At 51.3% G+C, this 16,856-nt stretch carries 19 protein-coding genes; 14 read left to right on the forward strand and 5 right to left on the reverse strand.

Annotation, left to right across the window (positions count from 1 at the left end):
* Positions 1-149: 149 nt before the first annotated feature.
* From CCY01nite_RS08500 to CCY01nite_RS08510, 3 genes are all read right to left on the reverse strand, one after another.
* A complete protein-coding gene (locus CCY01nite_RS08500) occupies positions 150-419 on the reverse strand; it encodes a hypothetical protein (protein ID WP_146859645.1) in 270 nt (89 codons plus the stop codon).
* A gap of 181 nt (positions 420-600) precedes the next feature.
* A complete protein-coding gene (locus CCY01nite_RS08505; protein WP_186830970.1) occupies positions 601-2,121 on the reverse strand; it encodes a glycosyltransferase in 1,521 nt (506 codons plus the stop codon).
* Between the two features lie 134 nt (positions 2,122-2,255).
* On the reverse strand, positions 2,256-4,088 hold the full coding sequence (locus CCY01nite_RS08510; protein ID WP_146859649.1) for an ABC transporter ATP-binding protein: 1,833 nt from the start codon (positions 4,086-4,088) through the stop codon (positions 2,256-2,258).
* 120 nt (positions 4,089-4,208) lie between these two features.
* Between CCY01nite_RS08510 and rbfA the strand changes: the two genes are divergently transcribed.
* Entirely contained in the window at positions 4,209-4,574 is a 366-nt protein-coding gene (gene rbfA / locus CCY01nite_RS08515; protein ID WP_146859651.1) for a 30S ribosome-binding factor RbfA, read from the forward strand.
* Between the two features lie 4 nt (positions 4,575-4,578).
* Positions 4,579-5,811, forward strand: a complete 1,233-nt coding sequence (locus CCY01nite_RS08520; RefSeq protein WP_146859653.1) for an FtsX-like permease family protein — start codon at positions 4,579-4,581, stop codon at positions 5,809-5,811.
* A gap of 101 nt (positions 5,812-5,912) precedes the next feature.
* Here the strand turns inward: CCY01nite_RS08520 and CCY01nite_RS08525 are convergent, their stop codons facing one another.
* The gene (locus CCY01nite_RS08525; RefSeq protein WP_146859655.1) at positions 5,913-6,749 is read right to left on the reverse strand and encodes a transketolase; all 837 of its coding nucleotides are present in this window, start codon (positions 6,747-6,749) and stop codon (positions 5,913-5,915) included.
* A gap of 159 nt (positions 6,750-6,908) precedes the next feature.
* On the opposite strand from CCY01nite_RS08525, the gene CCY01nite_RS08530 reads away from it, so the two are divergent.
* Together CCY01nite_RS08530 and frr are read left to right on the forward strand one after the other, a co-directional pair.
* Positions 6,909-8,057: a glycosyltransferase family 4 protein gene (locus CCY01nite_RS08530; RefSeq protein WP_146859657.1), complete on the forward strand. Its 1,149-nt coding sequence runs from the start codon at positions 6,909-6,911 to the stop codon at positions 8,055-8,057.
* Positions 8,058-8,150: 93 nt separating this feature from the next.
* Positions 8,151-8,714, forward strand: a complete 564-nt coding sequence (frr, locus tag CCY01nite_RS08535) for a ribosome recycling factor (RefSeq protein ID WP_146859659.1) — start codon at positions 8,151-8,153, stop codon at positions 8,712-8,714.
* A 45-nt stretch (positions 8,715-8,759) separates the two neighbouring features.
* Here the strand turns inward: frr and CCY01nite_RS08540 are convergent, their stop codons facing one another.
* A complete protein-coding gene (locus tag CCY01nite_RS08540; RefSeq protein WP_146859661.1) occupies positions 8,760-9,629 on the reverse strand; it encodes a DMT family transporter in 870 nt (289 codons plus the stop codon).
* 68 nt (positions 9,630-9,697) lie between these two features.
* On the opposite strand from CCY01nite_RS08540, the gene CCY01nite_RS08545 reads away from it, so the two are divergent.
* From CCY01nite_RS08545 to CCY01nite_RS08590, 10 genes are all read left to right on the forward strand, one after another.
* Positions 9,698-10,450: a PPK2 family polyphosphate kinase gene (locus CCY01nite_RS08545; RefSeq protein WP_146859663.1), complete on the forward strand. Its 753-nt coding sequence runs from the start codon at positions 9,698-9,700 to the stop codon at positions 10,448-10,450.
* A 45-nt stretch (positions 10,451-10,495) separates the two neighbouring features.
* A complete protein-coding gene (gene mscL, locus CCY01nite_RS08550) occupies positions 10,496-10,870 on the forward strand; it encodes a large-conductance mechanosensitive channel protein MscL (protein WP_146859665.1) in 375 nt (124 codons plus the stop codon).
* A gap of 80 nt (positions 10,871-10,950) precedes the next feature.
* Positions 10,951-11,892, forward strand: coding sequence for a DUF3078 domain-containing protein (locus tag CCY01nite_RS08555; RefSeq protein WP_146859667.1), 942 nt, complete (start codon positions 10,951-10,953; stop codon positions 11,890-11,892).
* A gap of 64 nt (positions 11,893-11,956) precedes the next feature.
* Positions 11,957-12,748, forward strand: coding sequence for a segregation and condensation protein A (locus CCY01nite_RS08560; protein ID WP_146859669.1), 792 nt, complete (start codon positions 11,957-11,959; stop codon positions 12,746-12,748).
* A gap of 10 nt (positions 12,749-12,758) precedes the next feature.
* Entirely contained in the window at positions 12,759-13,661 is a 903-nt protein-coding gene (locus CCY01nite_RS08565; protein WP_186830971.1) for a helix-turn-helix domain-containing protein, read from the forward strand.
* 109 nt (positions 13,662-13,770) lie between these two features.
* Complete coding sequence (locus CCY01nite_RS08570) at positions 13,771-14,646, forward strand: pirin family protein (protein ID WP_146859673.1); 876 nt, start codon at positions 13,771-13,773, stop codon at positions 14,644-14,646.
* A gap of 39 nt (positions 14,647-14,685) precedes the next feature.
* On the forward strand, positions 14,686-15,213 hold the full coding sequence (locus tag CCY01nite_RS08575) for a YceI family protein (protein ID WP_146859675.1): 528 nt from the start codon (positions 14,686-14,688) through the stop codon (positions 15,211-15,213).
* A gap of 44 nt (positions 15,214-15,257) precedes the next feature.
* Positions 15,258-15,446, forward strand: coding sequence for a nitroreductase family protein (locus CCY01nite_RS08580; protein WP_146859676.1), 189 nt, complete (start codon positions 15,258-15,260; stop codon positions 15,444-15,446).
* A gap of 127 nt (positions 15,447-15,573) precedes the next feature.
* A complete protein-coding gene (locus CCY01nite_RS08585) occupies positions 15,574-15,984 on the forward strand; it encodes an OsmC family protein (protein WP_146859678.1) in 411 nt (136 codons plus the stop codon).
* 124 nt (positions 15,985-16,108) lie between these two features.
* On the forward strand, positions 16,109-16,822 hold the full coding sequence (locus CCY01nite_RS08590; protein WP_146859680.1) for a pirin family protein: 714 nt from the start codon (positions 16,109-16,111) through the stop codon (positions 16,820-16,822).
* Positions 16,823-16,856: the final 34 nt, after the last annotated feature.

The following is a 16,856-nucleotide window of genomic DNA, read 5'->3' on the forward strand; positions in this document are numbered from 1 at the left end:
ACACTTCACCGTTCAGCATCCATCCCATCAGCGTTCCACGCTTCACCATCCAGCATCTATCCTCATCAGCCCTCTACGCTTCACCGTTCAGCATCTATCCTCATCAGCGCTCTACACTTCACCCCTCCACCATCCATCCCCCTAACTCCCTACTTCGCCGCCATCCGCGCATTCCTGATCTTCTGCATCACTTCCACCGCCGCCCGGGCCTGCGCTATCAACTCATCCAGCATCTCATCGGAAGGGCCGCTCTCCGCGGAGGCCTCCGCATCACTGATCAACTCCCGGACCTCCTCCAACGTTAAATACTCACTCTTGCTGATCTCCAGCGTTGTCATATGAAACTGCTGGATAACCTTTTCGTCTGTGGCAAGATCAATTGCTTCATGCAACCGCTCCCGCATTGTCGAAACATTCATAACGTTTTTATTTTTTACGAATGTAGAAGCAAAGCCGGAAAACAGCGCTGAAAAAGAGCGAGAGTTTGTTATCTGAAACCGACAATTTCTCTGCTTTTTCAAACATTATTTGCGCAACAGGCAAAAAAAATGCTTCCCGGGAAAAGCCGGAAAGCATCGTTCGAAATTGAAAAATAATATTTTATACCACTTCCTCAGCAGGCGCCATCGCTTTTCTCACCTGTCTTGCCGCCAGGTATAAAAGTCCCGCCGTAGCCACTACCGCCAGGCTTCCCAGCCCGATGTTGCGCACCTGCCGTTTGGTAGGCCAGCGCTTTCCCTGTTTTTCCGGGCTCGCCTGCGCAATATCCAGCAGCGGCGCCATACAGGGGTCCTCGATCACCTTGTCCGCCAGGGATTCCACTTCCACAAATTGTGGATGGTACGCCACACCGATCCCCGCCTCCTGCAACATAGCGCGGTCACTTTCCCCGTTACCCACATAGATGATGTTCTGTGACGGAATGTGATATTTCTCCGAAATGTATTTCAGGATATTGCTTTTATCATAGGTGAGCCTGTTGCCTTCCGTTTCCAGGAAATATTCCGGGATGGTCAGCTCGCCGGTTGCAACGCTGTGGATGAGGTGCAGGCGGTTGGCAAATGCGAAGTCTGCCCCCAGCTTGTTCTTCATATGCTGCGCCACGCATTCAAAACCGTCTGTAATGAACCCGCAGACATAGCCGCGTTTCTTCAGCTCACGGATCACGTGACGGATGTCTGGCGTATATGGAATATTATCCGCCACTTCCAGCAGCTCCGCCAGGTTTCTGCCCTGGAAGAGCGCTGCCGAACGTTCCAGGATGGAAACCGGATCGGAATAATGTTGCAGTATCTGTATCAATGGTTCTTCCTGGTCGAAGGCCGCCGCGGCGAGGTAAAGATAGTTTTGTGTGAACACCGCTTCGTCCAGGTTAAAGATCACCATCTTCTCCAGCTTGTCGATCGATTCGAGGATGGAATATTCCATTTGCTCGCGGATGATATTGATATTGCCAAGCGTTTCCAGGTTTTGCAGGGGAATGCTTTCCGCCTTGCGGAGAATGGTGCGGGATACTTCGCGGGACATCTTACTGAGTTGCTCCCAGGTCTGCATCGCATTTTCCAGCCGGCCGATGTTCACTTCCTTTATACGCGCATTTTGCTGGTATACATCTATCAGCAGACCAATGTCCACACCATAATCATTTTCAAAATGAACTTTTTGTAAAAGCGATTTGCGCGCGGCGATCATACCGCTGAGCGGTTGCTGAAAGTTGGCGAGCCCCGGAAAGAGAATGCTCAGCAGCGGCTTGGCCACCAGTTGCGTGACCCTTCCCGCCTGTCTTTCAAAAAAAGATTTTACAAAATCCGCTTCGTCGTTCACAATATCATCGGTCAGCAGTTCAACAAGACCATCCGGATAGGTAAGAATATCTCCGTCCACATACATAATAATATCATGCTTGGCCGCCATCATTCCTTCCCGCATGGAAATGCCTTTTCCGCGCTGGCTGCTTGTGATCACGCGCACTTTATCTTTCATTGCTTCCTCTACGGTATTATCTGTTGAATTATCATCTACAACAATGATCTCGATAGGTCGGGAAGTTTTCCTGATTGTTTTTATGACCTGGCGTATGGTGGCGCCTTCGTTAAGCACTGGTATAACTACAGAAATCACAGGTGCAATTTTAAATGAACAAATAAGGTTCCTTCTGGCACGCTCAAAGTACCAAAAATAGTACCATCTAACTAATAAAAATGAAAGCATCCCCGCAAATGAGAAGATGCTTTTATAATGTGAAAATTTTTCTACTATTTAAACTCCTGCATCTCTACCAGCTTTTTGTAAATGCCGTTGGCAGCGAGCAATGCGTCATGCTTGCCTCTTTCAACGATCCTGCCTTTATCCATAACAATAATTTCATGCGCATGCTGGATGGTGGAAAGCCGATGCGCGATCACGATGGTGGTGCGGTTCTGCATCAGCTTGTCCAGCGCCTCCTGCACGAGCTTTTCAGATTCCGTGTCCAGTGCGGAGGTGGCTTCATCGAGAATGAGGATCGGTGGGTTCTTGAAGATGGCGCGCGCAATGGTAAGCCGTTGCCGCTGGCCTCCGCTGAGCTTGCTGCCGCGGTCGCCAATGTAAGTGTCATAGCCGTTTTCCAGCTGCGTGATGAACTCATGCGCATTGGCGATCTTCGCCGCTTCAATGACCTTTTCACGGTCCGCCTCCTGTTGTCCGAATGCGATATTGCTGAACACCGTATCGTTAAACAGGATCGCTTCCTGCGATACGATGCCCATCAGCTGGCGCAGATCTTTCAGCTTGAGGTCGCGCACATCTTTTCCATCGATCGTCAATCTGCCTTCCGTTGCATCATAAAAGCGCGGCAGCAGATCGGCCATGGTGGATTTTCCCGCGCCGCTTTTGCCGACCAGCGCTACCATCGTGCCTTTTGCGATGCGGAGGTCGATGTTTTCCAGCACATATTGCTGATCGTATTTGAAGGACAGATGATCGTAGGTGATATTGCTGTCGAAAGACGATACCGCCTGCGCATCCGTTTTGTCTTCGATCACATTCGGCTCGTCCAGCAGCGCGAAGATCCTTTCTCCGGCAACGATGCCGCGTTGCATGGACGTAAATGCGTTGGAGATATTTTTGGCGGGCTGAAGGATGGTGAAATACAGGCCGAGGTAAGTAATGAATTGCTCCGCCGTCAGTCCCTGGTTATCCTCCGGCATCAGGATCATGTATCCGCCGACCATCACCAGCACTACCACGAGTATCACGCCGAGCGCTTCCGAAACCGGAGAAGCCATTTCACGCTGGTTGTAAATTGCTTTACTGAGTTTGGTGAATGCACGTGTGACTTCGCCGAACTTCCGCTGCATGTATGTTTCCGCGGTAAAGCCTTTGATGATGCGCACGCCGCCGAGTGATTCTTCCGAAATGTTGAGCAGCTTGCCGAGCATTTCCTGGCTGTAATATCCTTTCTTGCGAAGCTGCTTTGAGATGTAAGCAACGAGGAAGCCGGATATGGGGAAGAAAACGAGTGTGAACAAAGTGAGCTTGACGGAGATGTAGAACAGCGCAAAAAATGTAAAGAGGATGATGAAGGGATCGCGCAGCAGCACCTGTATGGAGTTGGCGATGGTATATTCCACTTCGGATACGTCGTTCGTCATGACCGACAACAGGTCGCCTTTCCGGCGCTGGTTGAAGAAGGAAAGCGACTGCGAAGTGATGCGTTCGTATAGCCGGTTCCGTATTCTTTCAAGGATGTTCATGCGCAGGCGTACCATCACACGCACGCTGAGATAACGGCCCATGTTGGCTATCAGCGTACTGGAAGCGATCACGATGCAGACAAACCCCAACGCATATATTTTCCCGTTCTCCGTGGCGAACTTTTCGAAATAATAAGTGAAAAGATCCGTGAAGTAGCTGATCGTAAAGGAAAATTCCGGCAGCACGGTCACCGTGGTCGCCTCCGGCGGATCAAACAGCACCTGTAGCAAGGGGATCAGCATCGTAAAGTTGATCAATCCGAATATGATCCCGATCATGGCATAGATCACGTACTCGGGTACATAATGATGCAAGGGCCTGACGAACCCGAGCATGCGCTTAAAAGTCTTCATTCCTCTGAATTGATGATCCGCAAAAGTACGCCAAAAAGGGCTTTTACGGATAACCGGCTAAATTGGTTAATTTTGGCCGGATTCATGTGTGGTACATTGTACATGATTAAACCGGGAAAAATGCAAGAAACAAAAAGACAAAAGCAGGTGGGACAGCTGGTACAGCAGGAGCTGAGCGATATTTTCATCCGCATGGGATTCAACGTTACAGAAGGCGGCATGATCTCCATTTCATCTGTGAAGATGACGCCGGACCTGCTGGAGGCGCGGGTTTACCTGAGCATGTTCCAGATAAAGTCTCCCGAGGAAATGCTTGTGCGCATAAAAGACAAGATGGGAGAGATCAGGCGGGAGCTGGGCAACCGGGTGGCAAAGCAGCTGCGCCGTGTGCCGGAGCTGGTCTTTTTCCTGGATGATACGCTGGACCATGTGTTCCGGATGGAAGAACTGTTCAAAAAGATCAACGAGGAAAAAAACCGGCAATGATACAATGATCTGGCAATTCGCTTTACGTTACTTTCGCGCCCGCAAATCCACCAGCGCCATCAACATCATTGCATGGGTAAGCGTGGTGGCCATTGCCGTAGGCACCGCGGCGCTCATCACCGTGCTGAGCGTTTTCAACGGGTTTACGGGCCTTGTGAAATCCCTCTATTCTTCTTTTTATCCAACGCTTAAAGTAGTGCCGGCCACCGGCAAAACCATATTGCTGACCGCGGCACAGTTAAAAGAGATCGCCGCCGTGCCCGGCGTGGCGCACCTTTCCCAGTCCATCGAGGAAAAGGCCGTGCTGCGTTATGGCGAAGATCAGACGATCGCCGTGCTGAAAGGGGTGGACGATCAGTTCATGAAAGTGGCGGGTGTGCAGGACAAGATCGTGCGTGGCGACTTTGACCTGGGCGCTGAGAACGGCTACCGCGCGGTGCTTGGTATTGGCATTGAAACCGCCCTGGGCGTGGATGTGGAGCATAGCCTGGTGCCCGTGAACGTGTACATGCCGAAGCGCGACGCCGGTATTTCCTTCAATGCCGCCATGCCGGAGCAGTCGCTGAACAGCGGCGTGATCTATCCTTCCGGCACCTTTGCCATCCAGCAGGAATTTGACAGTAAATATGTGCTGGCGGACATCAGGTTTCTCCGCAACCTGATGAACCTGCGGCCGGGAGAAGTTTCATCGCTGGAGATCTCCCTGCAGCCGGACGCATCCGAGAAGCGGGTGAAACGAAAGATACAGGCGCTGCTCGGCGATGCCGTGAAAGTGCAGACCCGCGTAGAGCAGAACGCCACCATCTACAACGTGATGCAAACGGAAAAATGGGTGGTGTACGTATTCCTCAGCTTCATCCTTGTGATCGCGGCGTTCAATATGATCGGCTCGCTGTCCATGCTCGTGATAGAGAAACAAAAGGATATCACCATCCTGAAGGCCATGGGCAGCCGTGACAGCCTGATACAGCGGATATTTTTAGGGGAGGGGCTGATCATCGCCGGCGCGGGCAGTGTGCTCGGCTTCACGATCGCGATCGCCATCTGCCTGGTACAGCAGCATTTCGGGCTGATCAAGCTGGGAGGCGGGTCTTTTCTGATCGATGCTTTCCCGGTGGAGATGCACTGGCAGGACTTTGTGCTGGTGAGTGTGACGATCCTGGTGATAGGGGTGCTGGCGAGCTGGTATCCGGCGAGCAGGGCGGCGAAGCAGGTGATCACGCTGAAAGCGACGTAGGGGAAGGGGATGATAAAAGAGGTATCACGCAAGCAGTTGCATAAACAAACAAGGGGCTGACCAGGATGATGGTCAGCCCCTTGTTATGTAATATCATCAGATCAATAATCTCCGAGCGTTTCCGGCAATTGCGCCAGGGCTTTGGCCAGCTGCTCGTCGTTCGGAGCGATGCCGTGCCATTCGTGGGAACCTTCCATGAAGTCCACGCCCTTGCCCATTTCCGTCTTCATGAGAATAACGATCGGTTGCCCCTTGCCGGTCAGACCCTTGGCCTTTTCCAGGGTGGCTACCACTTCGTCCATATCATTGCCGTTCATGTTCATCACCTTCCAGCCGAAAGCTTCGAACTTCGCGCCGAGGTCGCCGAGGCCCATAACCTTGCTGGTTGGCCCGTCGATCTGCTGACCGTTGTAATCCACGGTGGCAATGATGTTATCCACTTTATGATGCGCGGCGAACATGATGGCTTCCCAGTTCTGTCCTTCATCCAGCTCTCCGTCGCCATGCAGGGAATACACCAGCTTGCTGTCTTTATTCAGTTTCTTGGCAAGCGCCGCTCCCAGTGCAACGCTCATGCCCTGGCCCAGGGAGCCGCTGGCGACACGTACGCCGGGCAGATGCTCGTGGGTGGTGGGGTGGCCCTGCAGGCGGGAATCGATCTTGCGGAATGTGGCCAGTTCTTTCACCGGGAAATAACCGGAACGCGCCAGTGCGCTGTAGAACACGGGGGAGATGTGGCCGTTGGACAGGAAGAACACGTCCTGGTCTTTACCATCCATGTCAAACGGCTCCGGACGATGTTGCATTACCTTGAAATACAAGGCCGTAAAATAATCCGTACAGCCCAGGGAACCGCCGGGGTGCCCGCTTTGCACTGCATGTACCATCCGTACTATGTCCCGCCGTATCTGGGAGGCAATATCTTTCAGTTCTGGCATGATAATTGGCGTTTTAGAAGCGCAAAAGTAATAAGAAATTGCCCGGAATTACATCGTGTCAGATAAAATTTTACCAGAGATGGTTAAAAACCATGGTTTTTAAAATTTATTGATACGCATATCACTGAAATTAATATCTTTGCAATCACAACCCCCCGTATGGAGAATGTAATTATCGCGACTGTCCTGAGTTTCGTTATAACCTACTTTGCTATCCCCGTGCTGATCAAAGTGGCGGAGTTGAAGCACCTTTATGACGAGCCGGACGAGCGCAAATCACATAAGTCCCGTATCCCGACCCTGGGCGGTCTGGGCTTCTTCGCCGGCTTCCTGCTGGCGACTGCTGTGTGTGCCCCCGCGCAACAGGCATTCCCGTTACAATATCTGCTCGCTGCTTTCTTTATCATTTTCATTGTGGGAATGAAGGACGATATCGTAGGACTTTCACCCGTAAAGAAACTTATCGGCCAGCTGATAGCCGCTTTCGCGATCATCTATCTCGGCAACCTCCAGATACAAAGCATGTACGGCTTCTTCGGCATCGGGCAGCTGCCTTACCACTTCAGCCTGCTGCTGACCTATTTCACCTTCATCGTTGTGATCAATGCGTTTAACCTGATCGATGGAGTGGACGGACTGGCCGGCAGCATCGGCATGCTGGTGTCCGCTGTGCTGGGCGCCTATTTCCTGTATTCCAACGAGCTGCTGTACGCTGTAATGGGCTTTTCCATGGCGGCGGGCCTGGCGGCGTTCCTGATCTATAACATCACTCCCGCGAAGATATTCATGGGCGACACGGGCTCACTGCTGGTGGGGCTGGTCAATGCCACGCTGATCGTGAAGTTCATCGAGATCGCCGGCAACCCGGCGAGCAAAATGCCGTTGCAGGCCGTTCCCGCCATTGCATTCGCCATTCTCATCGTGCCTTTGTTCGACACGCTGCGGGTGTTTGCGATCCGGATGTCCAGGGGGCGTTCTCCCTTTACGGCGGACCGCCACCACATTCACCATTACATGCTGGCCCTGGGGCTCAGCCACCGTCAGACCACGCTGGTGGCGGTGTTATTCAACATTTGCTTTATAGGGATGGCCTATTCCCTGCAAAATATCGGCAGTACCTGGCTGCTGACCCTCGTTGGCGGCACCGCCTTTGTGCTGACCAGCGTGCTCTTTGTGCTGAAGAGAAGGAAAGAAACCGTTAAAGCAGCCGCCACCGTTGTGGTCGCCGAGCCGGTGGAAGTTCCGCAAACCATCACCAAGCCGAAGATCCTGCGCATGAACCCCGAAGGCGTGCTGCAGGACAAATGATCCTCCGGTTTTGCTTCCTCATTTCAACAGCAGTCATCCTTTGATGATTAAAAGATTTCATGTAGGTTTGCAAGCACTCAAGTAATATTTCTTATGCAAGACGATCTAAATTTAATTCTGGAGGATGCGACAGATTCCATGCAGAAAGCAATTTCCCACCTGGAAGCGGAGCTCACCAAAATTAGAGCCGGCAAGGCAAATCCCGTTATCCTGGATGGCATTACGGTGGATTACTATGGTGCTCCCACCGCACTGAACCAGGTTGCCAACGTCAGCGTAGCGGATGCCCGCACCCTTACCATTCAGCCCTGGGAAAAGAATATGCTGCAGCCTATCGAACGCGCGATCATCGCAGCCAATATCGGCCTCAACCCGCAGAACGACGGACAGATCATCCGCCTCTTCCTGCCCCCGCTGACAGAAGAGCGCCGCAAGGAACTCGTTAAGAAAGTGAACGCGGAAGGCGAGCATGCCAAGGTAGCGATACGCAACATCCGCCGCGATGCGATCGAAGCCATCAAAAAACTGCAGAAAGACGGACTGAGCGAAGATTCCGCGAAAGATTCAGAAGCGGACGTGCAGGCGCTGACGGACAAATATATCGCCGCGGTAGAGAAACATTGCGCGCAGAAAGACAAGGAGATCATGGCCATTTAAGCCATCAAAAAATAATCGTAAAGGACGGGCCCGCGCCCGTCTTTTTTATTTGCGGTTCACCATATAAACGCCGCCCATGATCAGCGCCAGGCAAAGCACCTGCAGCATGGTCACATATTCCCCGGCCAGCAGTCCCCATCCGATGGCCACCACCGGCAACCCGTAAGTCACCATCGAAGCGAAGATGGCGCCGGCAGAGCGGATCAGCTGGTAAAACAGGATCGATGCAACCCCCGTGCCCATAATACCCAGCACCATGCTGGCGCTCAGGCTGATCCAGGGCTTATCTCCCGCCCCGGCGAACAATGAGAAGAAATTACCGGAAAGCAGTACCGGCAAAGCAAAAAGCCCCATGAAGAAAAGCGATATAGACACCAGCTGCAGCGATGCAAACCCTTTCAGGTAATGATGCACCAGCACAATATTCAACCCGTAACAGGCCGTTGCCAGCACCACGAAGAAACCGTAATACCAGTAAGCGTTGGTGTTGATCCCTTTGGCCAGGAACAGGAAGATCACGCCCACAAACCCTACGGCCAGACCCCCCAGCTGCCGCCCCGTCACCGGCGCGCGGAAGATCAGTAGTCCGAACAATAGCGCGAACACCGGCGTGAATGAATTCAGCATGCCCGCCAGGGAACTGTCGATCTTCGTTTCCGCAATGCAGAAAAGATAAGCGGGGATGCCGTTGCCGAGCAGGCCGGACAGGATGATGACCGGCACCTTGCGCACCGGCGTCTGCCGGATGAACCGGAAAAAGAAAGGCAGGAGAGACAGCCCCCCGGATATCAGCCGGATGCTCGCCACTTCATAAGGCGTAAAGGCCTCCAGCCCCAGCTTCATCAATATAAAAGAACTGCCCCAGGTAAGGGAAAGCAGGAGAAATATGCCCCAGTTCTGCAAGCGATGGTCCATACGGATGCAAATATACAGTTTCCCGCAGTCTGCATCATTTTACTTAAATTAGTGTATAACTAACGCATATGCCTACTGTAAAGCTTCAAAACATCGCCTCTACCGCCCCGAAAAAAATAACCAAAGAAACCGTCAAAGAATCCATGCAGAAGGTATTGGAGGAGCTGGACGAGCTGCAAAATTTGCTGTATGCTGAACATAAACACAGTTTATTGGTTGTATTACAGGGAATGGACGCCAGCGGAAAGGATGGCGCGATCAGGGACGTTTTCGGGCAGCTCAATCCCCTGGGGGTAAAAGTGCAGCCTTTCAAGGCGCCGACGGAACTGGAAGCCGATCACGATTTCTTATGGCGTATTCATCAGCATGCTCCGGCAAAGGGAATGATACAGGTGTTCAACCGCTCCCATTACGAAGATGTGCTGGTGCAAAGAGTGCATAAATGGGTGGATGAAAAAACGATCCGCAGGCGGATGGATGCCATCAATGACTTCGAAAAGCTGCTGGTCACGCATAACAATACGCAGATCCTGAAATTTTACCTGCACGTTTCACAGGAAGAGCAGCAGAAAAGGCTGAAAGAGCGCACCGAAGATCCGCGCAAGATGTGGAAGTACAACGAAAAGGATATAGCGGAAGCGAAACTGCGCAAGTTGTACTGGAAAGCATATGAAGATGTTTTTTCGCACTGCGGGAAAATACCGTGGATCATTGTTCCGGCAGACCAGAACTGGTACAAGGAATGGCTGATCGCTAAAACGGTAAGGGATACACTAAAATCGCTGAAGATGAAATATCCGAAGCTACCAGCAAAAAAATAATATTTTTGTCAGAGCACATTTCTTAACGATTAAAACCTGTAACGTATGTCTTTTTTCAGTGAGTTTAAAGCCTTCGCCATGAAAGGCAATGTAATTGACCTGGCTGTGGGTGTGGTGATCGGAGCGGCTTTCGGAAGCATTGTAAAATCCCTCGTAGATGCGATCATTATGCCGCTGGTAGGCATCTTGCTGCAGGGGATCGATTTCAAGGAAAAGATGATCAAGGTAGGCGCCGCTGAAGTCAAATATGGCTTGTTCATACAGGCGCTGGTTGAATTTATCATCATAGCCTTCGCGATCTTCCTCTTGGTAAAGACCATCAACAGATTCAAAAAACCGGAAGAGCCTGCAGCACCCGCCGGCCCCACTGCCGAAGAGCAACTGCTCATGGAAATCAGGGATGAACTGAGAAAAAAATAAACTAATTTTACGACCCGATAAACGGTTGGTTGTACTACAGCCAACCGTTCAGTTATTACACCATTTAATCCACAAGTATAATGAAGAAGATCTGTTTGTTCCTCTCGCTGTGTGCGCTGTCTTTCTATTCGGCACAGGCACAGGATGACAGCATGAAGAAACTAAGAGAAGAAGCCGCCAAGAAACTCAAGGAGCAGGAAATAGACAGCGGCCGGGTATGGTATAAAGGCGCAACATTAGGCCTTACTTTTAACCAAGGCTCATTAACCAACTGGGCTGCAGGTGGTGACAAGCTGTCCCTCTCCCTGCTCGGTACCATCAATCTCATGGCTAATTATAAAAAAGGAAGGCACTCCTGGGATAATAACCTGGATCTCGCTTATGGCTATGTGAATACCACCAGCCTTGGCAGCCGGAAGAACGAAGACCGCATCGATCTGACCTCCAAATATGGATACGAGATCGGTAAAAACTTCTATCTGAGCGGACTTTTCAACCTGCGCACGCAGTTCGACAAAGGATACCTCTATCCTGCGGATACCACGCCGGAACTGATCTCCCAGTTCTTTTCCCCGGCATTCATCGTTTTATCTCCGGGTATAGACTTTATGCCGAACAAGGAGTTTTCGTTGTTTGTGTCCCCCGTTACTGCGCGCTGGGTGGTTGTAATGAATGACTCCCTGTCCGCCAAAGGTTCCTACGGCGTAGATACCGGCAAACATGTAAAAAGCGAGTTTGGCGCATATATGTCCGCCACCTGGAACAAGGATATCACCAAAAGCATTAACTACCGTTCCAAGCTGGAGCTTTTCTCGAATTACAAGCATAATCCCGGGAATGTAGACGTTTTCTGGACGAATGCCCTCACATTGAAAGTCAGCAAGCTGATTTCGGCCGTTGTGAGCGTGGATATGATATATGATGATGATGTAAAGGTGTTCGAGAACAAAGAAACCGGTGTTCTCGGGCCGCGCCTGCAGATCAAGCAGACCATCGGCGTCGGGTTGACGGCTAAATTCTGATTCAACGGATTTTTCTTATTTTTGATAAACCTGTCGGGCACTCCGGCAGGTTTTATTGTTAATTATGAGCAACGAACAAGATATTTACAAGATCAAACTACCCCAGTTCGAAGGGCCGTTCGATCTGTTGCTGTTCTTTATCGAACGGGACGAGCTGGATATCTACAATATCCCCATCAACAACCTGACGAAAGACTTCCTGGAATATATTCACCATATGGAAACGCTGAACATTGAACTGGCCAGCGAATTCATCCTTTTCATCTCCACCCTCATGCGCATCAAGGCGAAAATGCTGCTGCCGCGCAAGGAGCTGGACGAAGCCGGCAATGAAATTGACCCCCGGCAGGAACTGGTGGACAAGATCCTCGAATACAAACGCTACAAACAGGCCGCCGCCGAGCTGGCCGAGCAGGAAGCCGAACGCATGCTGCTGGCCAAACGCGGTAATATCGCCAGGGAACTCGCCATCATCGGGGAAGTGACCAGCGAAGGCACCGAAGTGCAGACCCTCACGCTCTTCAAGCTCACCAAAACCTTCGAAAGGGTGATGCAGCGCGTGAAAGAGCGCACCAACAAGCCGCAGCACGTAGTGTACAAGTATGACTACACCATGGAAGGCTCCCGCGAATATATGATGGACCTCGCCCGGTCGGAAAAAACGATCGCGTTCGAAAAGATATTCGATCACTGTAAAGACCGTGTGCACGCCATCTTCCTGTTCCTCGGCATGCTGGAGCTGGTGCAGGCCAAATACCTCAGCATCATGGTGGGAGACGGCCGCAACAACTTTATCATTGAGTATGTGGACCCTTCCGAAAGACCGGAAGGAGAACCCGTTGTGTTTGAAGAATGACCTGATAACAATGGCAGAAAAAAAAGAACATATCGAGATCGTGTCACTGCCGGAATACGCGCATGGCACACATGAAGACACAGGCTTTAGCGTGTCTACCCTCTGTAACCTGGGGGAGCCGTTCTTCGAACATCAGTCCGCCCCCCACCGCCACGACTTTTACACCATCTTCTGGATCAAAAAAGGCCAGCTCACCCATACCATCGATACCGTTACCCACGTGGTGAAACGCAATACATTGTTCTTTCTCGCACCGGGACAGGTACACCAGATGAAGTTTTCCGAAAAGGTAGACGGATATATGATCGCCTTCCACGATTCGCTGATGTGCCCCAGCGAACAATCCGTGATGGTGAATGTGCGGAAAGGCCTGTTCGTGAACGCCGAGTTCAGTTCTGTCATTCATCTTACGGATGAAAATGATGAAAGAGAGATGGAATGGATGGTGCAGCGGATGATCCGGGAAGTGGCGGACAAACAGCCGAACTACGAAGTGGTATTCCAGAACCTGCTGCAATACTTCCTGATCATGGCGTCCCGCCACGCGGAAAAGGCCGTGCAGGTTGTTCCGGACTACCATGCGAAGCACAACAGTGCCATCTTCATGAACTTCAAATCCCTGATAGAAGAGAAGTTCAGGGAGCTGAAGAACGTATCCGACTACGCGGCGATGCTGCATGTGAAACCCGTGCTGCTGAACGAGATCAGCAAGCAACTGTCCGGCATCACGGCAGGGGAGCACATCCGCAACCGCGTGATCCTCGAAGCGCAGCGTTATCTTTATAATACAGACCTCACCGCAAAAGAGATCGCTTACAAACTCGGCTTTGAAGACCCTCATTACTTCAGCCGGTTCTTTAAGAAGTACACGAACCAGTCGCCTTCAGGGTTCAAGGAACTGGCAAAGGTGTAAGTTACCCATCCCCAAAAAAAGTGCACCGATAACAGCAAACAATCCATTCTAATTAGGTGTTGTAACATGTAATTTTGTGTTGTCATTAAGAAAAAAGGAGAAACAAATTATGACAGCCATCAAAAAAGTAGCACATGTTTACAAGGGCGCCGCAGCCCACATGGTGGGCGACGGATTCAAGGTGCAAAACCTCTTCCCCAACGGCAACCGCATGATCGGGAAGCAGCTCAGCCCCTTTTTCCTGCTGGATTACGCAGCTCCCAGCTACTTCCCTCCGTCTGACAAGCCCCGGGGCGTGGAAGAACATCCGCACCGCGGCTTCGAAACCGTTACCATCGCCTACCAGGGCGCTTTGCAGCACCGGGATTCCGGCGGCAACGCAGGACGTATCGGTCCCGGTGACGTACAGTGGATGACTGCCGCCTCCGGCGTGGTGCATGAAGAGAAACACGACGAAACGTTTACAAAGACAGGCGGTACGCTCGAAATGGTACAATTATGGGTGAATCTGCCCAGGGCACATAAAATGGACAAACCCCGCTACCAATCGCTCCTGAACGAAAACATTCCCGTAGTCCGTTATGAAGACGGCAGCTACGTAAGAGTGATCGCCGGGGAGTTTGAAGGGCAGCCGGGCGCCGCCAAAACTTTCACGCCGCTCAACCTGTTCGACATACAGCTGAAAGCCGGCAAAACCATCCAGCTGCAGCTGCCGGACGGCTACAACACCGGCCTGGTAGTCATGAAAGGAAAAGTGAACATCAACGGCAGCCACGACGCAAATGGCGTGGAAATAGCGGTATTCGAACAGGCCGGGGAACAGATCACCATCACGGCCTTGGAAGATGCTTCCCTGCTGCTGCTGAACGGCGAACCGATCCGCGAATCCATCTTCGCATACGGCCCGTTCGTGATGAACACCAAGGAAGAGATCATCACCGCCATCGATGATTTCAACAACGGCAAGATGGGCCGTTTGAACTAGACCACTCTATCATTTCATAAACTTAAAAAATCTAAAAAAATGGCAACCTGGAAAATTGACCCTGCACACAGCGAGATCGAATTCAAAGTAAAACACCTGATGATCACCAACGTAACCGGGCACTTTGCCGGATACGACGCTACGCTGAACAGCGATAAAGACGACTTCAGCGATGCGAAGATCAGCTTCGAAGCAGATGTGAACAGCATCAGCACCAAGAACTCCCAACGCGACGAGCACCTGAAAAGCCCCGATTTTTTTGATACCTCAAAGTATCCGACAATCAGCTTTCAGTCCACCGGCGTGAAGAAAAAAGACGACGAGAACTTTGTACTGTCCGGCGACCTCACCATCCGCGACGTAACCCGTCCCGTTGACCTGGACGTGGAATACACCGGCACCCTGGTAGATCCTTACGGCCAGACCAAAGCAGGCTTTGAACTGAAAGGAAAGATCAACCGTAAAGACTTCGGCCTTACGTGGTCAGCCACCACAGAAGCAGGCGGACTCGTGTTGAGTGATGACGTGCGTCTTGCACTGGCGGTACAAATGGTTAAACAGGCATAAACAGACATGGATAATATTGCCGGTACCGGCAACTGGAAAGAGATATGCTGACTGGATTTGAGAACGTGATGGAAGGATTCGATGCATCTGCATACGACGGGATTTCAGAATGGAAGGAAAAGGACCTGCGAACGGTAGTAATTGCGGCGGTTGGATTTCGCGCAGCGGAAGACGGTATGCAGCATGCAAAGAAAGTGAGAATGCCCCTGGAAGATTTTGTTGAAACAGTGTAGGTGAAATGTCTAGGGTTTTAGGTAAGACCGGGCGCTTTGTCGCCCGGTTTTTTTATGCATGCATTGATGATAATTCATTAATTTTAGACCTCTCATTTTAACATTCACCCAATAAAATAGCATCATTATGAAAAGATCCGCATCCGCCAATTGGAAAGGTACCGGCAAAGAAGGAAAAGGCACCGTTTCAACAGAAACCGGCGTTTTAAATAATACACAATATTCCTTCAGCAGCAGGTTCGAAAATGGCACCGGCACCAATCCGGAAGAGCTGATCGCCGCGGCGCATGCCGGTTGCTTCAGCATGAAGCTGAGCTTCATCATCTCCGGCGCGGGCCTCACCCCCGGCAGCATCGATACCAAATCCATCGTTACTTTCGAGAATGGCGCGATCCCCAACATTCACCTGGAAGTAACCGCCAGCGTGCCCGGTCTGGATGCCGCAAAATTCGCCGAGTTCGCGGAAGATGCGCGCGCTAACTGCCCCATCTCCAAACTGCTCAACACCAACATCACCATGGACGCGAAACTGGTGTAACCGAACGTTGCATAAAAAATATAAAAAGGGTCGTTTCAGATGATGTTGAAACAGCCCTTTTTTGTGCACGCTTTTATCCATATTGTCCATTGCCCGCAGCGAAGAATACACCGAAATTTGTAGTATGAAAAAAATAATTCACCGCGGTAATACCCGTGGATTCGCGGACCACGGCTGGTTGCAGTCTTTTCATACTTTCAGCTTCGCAGGCTATTACGATCCCGAACGGCTGCATTTCGGCGCCCTGCGCGTGCTGAACGACGACACCGTAAAAGGCGGAATGGGCTTCGGCGCGCATCCCCACGACAACATGGAGATCGTGAGCATTCCGCTGGAAGGCGCGCTGGAACACAAGGACAATACAGGCCGCCACAAGATCATCAATCAGCACGATGTGCAGATCATGAGCGCAGGTTCCGGCATTCAGCACTCCGAGTTCAACGCATCACGAACGGAGCCGGTGAAGTTTTTGCAGATATGGCTCTTCCCGAAAAAGAAAGACATCGCGCCACGTTACGATCAGCGGGCATTTGATCCCGCATCCCGACAGAACCAGCTGCAGACGGTGGTTTCACCGGATGGTCAGGATGGCGCGCTGACCATCAACCAGGATGCATGGTTCTCACTGGCTGCCTTCGATAAAGACAGATCGGTGCGTTATACACCTAAAATAAATGGTAACGGTGCTTATCTTTTTGTGCTGAAAGGAAAAGTGGAAGCAGGTGGAGAGGTGCTCGAAAACCGTGATGCACTGGGCGTTTCAGACTATGATGAACTGAACATCACAGCGCTCGAAGATGCGGAATTTCTCCTCATCGATGTGCCGATGCTGCAATAGTGCATGTTAATTATATCATAAAAACCTGTGTCTT

This window comes from Chitinophaga cymbidii (genome assembly GCF_007992715.1).
Lineage (GTDB): Bacteria > Bacteroidota > Bacteroidia > Chitinophagales > Chitinophagaceae > Chitinophaga > Chitinophaga cymbidii.

What these genes read in the sequence shown, in the direction of transcription:
- rbfA (WP_146859651.1), top strand. Translation starts at nt 4,209, where the DNA reads ATGCAAGAAACAAAAAGACAAAAGCAGGTGGGACAGCTGGTACAGCAG.
- CCY01nite_RS08545 (WP_146859663.1), top strand. Translation starts at nt 9,698, where the DNA reads ATGCCTACTGTAAAGCTTCAAAACATCGCCTCTACCGCCCCGAAAAAA.
- frr (WP_146859659.1), top strand. Translation starts at nt 8,151, where the DNA reads ATGCAAGACGATCTAAATTTAATTCTGGAGGATGCGACAGATTCCATG.
- CCY01nite_RS08570 (WP_146859673.1), top strand. Translation starts at nt 13,771, where the DNA reads ATGACAGCCATCAAAAAAGTAGCACATGTTTACAAGGGCGCCGCAGCC.
- CCY01nite_RS08540 (WP_146859661.1), bottom strand. Translation starts at nt 9,629, where the DNA reads ATGGACCATCGCTTGCAGAACTGGGGCATATTTCTCCTGCTTTCCCTT.
- CCY01nite_RS08585 (WP_146859678.1), top strand. Translation starts at nt 15,574, where the DNA reads ATGAAAAGATCCGCATCCGCCAATTGGAAAGGTACCGGCAAAGAAGGA.
- CCY01nite_RS08510 (WP_146859649.1), bottom strand. Translation starts at nt 4,088, where the DNA reads ATGAAGACTTTTAAGCGCATGCTCGGGTTCGTCAGGCCCTTGCATCAT.
- CCY01nite_RS08575 (WP_146859675.1), top strand. Translation starts at nt 14,686, where the DNA reads ATGGCAACCTGGAAAATTGACCCTGCACACAGCGAGATCGAATTCAAA.
- CCY01nite_RS08525 (WP_146859655.1), bottom strand. Translation starts at nt 6,749, where the DNA reads ATGCCAGAACTGAAAGATATTGCCTCCCAGATACGGCGGGACATAGTA.
- CCY01nite_RS08560 (WP_146859669.1), top strand. Translation starts at nt 11,957, where the DNA reads ATGAGCAACGAACAAGATATTTACAAGATCAAACTACCCCAGTTCGAA.
- CCY01nite_RS08555 (WP_146859667.1), top strand. Translation starts at nt 10,951, where the DNA reads ATGAAGAAGATCTGTTTGTTCCTCTCGCTGTGTGCGCTGTCTTTCTAT.
- CCY01nite_RS08565 (WP_186830971.1), top strand. Translation starts at nt 12,759, where the DNA reads ATGGCAGAAAAAAAAGAACATATCGAGATCGTGTCACTGCCGGAATAC.
- mscL (WP_146859665.1), top strand. Translation starts at nt 10,496, where the DNA reads ATGTCTTTTTTCAGTGAGTTTAAAGCCTTCGCCATGAAAGGCAATGTA.
- CCY01nite_RS08500 (WP_146859645.1), bottom strand. Translation starts at nt 419, where the DNA reads ATGAATGTTTCGACAATGCGGGAGCGGTTGCATGAAGCAATTGATCTT.
- CCY01nite_RS08530 (WP_146859657.1), top strand. Translation starts at nt 6,909, where the DNA reads ATGGAGAATGTAATTATCGCGACTGTCCTGAGTTTCGTTATAACCTAC.
- CCY01nite_RS08590 (WP_146859680.1), top strand. Translation starts at nt 16,109, where the DNA reads ATGAAAAAAATAATTCACCGCGGTAATACCCGTGGATTCGCGGACCAC.
- CCY01nite_RS08520 (WP_146859653.1), top strand. Translation starts at nt 4,579, where the DNA reads ATGATCTGGCAATTCGCTTTACGTTACTTTCGCGCCCGCAAATCCACC.
- CCY01nite_RS08580 (WP_146859676.1), top strand. Translation starts at nt 15,258, where the DNA reads ATGCTGACTGGATTTGAGAACGTGATGGAAGGATTCGATGCATCTGCA.